The sequence below is a fragment of the Mesorhizobium sp. M8A.F.Ca.ET.207.01.1.1 genome (genome assembly GCF_004794715.1).
GTDB lineage: Bacteria > Pseudomonadota > Alphaproteobacteria > Rhizobiales > Rhizobiaceae > Mesorhizobium.
Genome location: NZ_SRUS01000087.1, coordinates 1 through 449, shown reverse-complemented (window position 1 = coordinate 449; position 449 = coordinate 1). Strand labels below are relative to the sequence as shown.

Sequence of the window (449 nt, the reverse complement as noted above, 5' to 3'; positions counted from 1 at the left end):
TCTCGCTGTTCGTGGCCGCCCGGGCCGGCGAGCAGCTGCGCGGTGAAGACATCGTGGTGGCGGCGGAAAAGACCGGCCTGGTGTTCGGCCACATGAACGTGTTCCACCGCCTGGTGGAAGGCCACCCCGAACGCGGCCCGATCTTCTCGATGGCCAGCATCATGAAGCCGGGCAGCTTCGACATGGCCAACATCCGCGCCATGGAAACCCCGGCCATTGCCTTCTTCCTGACGCTCCCAGCGCCGCTGACTGCGCTGGACGCCTGGGAGAAGATGCTGCCCACCGTGCAGCGCATGGCCGAGCTGCTCGATGGCGTGGTGCTGGACGACAGCCGCAATGCCCTGGGGCGCCAGCGCATCGCACACATCCGTGACGAGCTGCGCGCCTACGTTCGCCAGGACCAGGCACCGCCGCTGACCAAGACCCCGCGCTGGTAAGGGCATTTCTTC

The 449-nt window shown here is 67.0% G+C and carries 1 protein-coding gene; it reads left to right on the top strand.

The window, feature by feature from the left end:
• Positions 1 to 437 (top strand): cell division protein ZipA (gene zipA / locus EN850_RS33580; RefSeq protein ID WP_136092940.1); only part of this gene is annotated, 437 nt, incomplete at its 5' end.
• Positions 438 to 449: the final 12 nt, after the last annotated feature.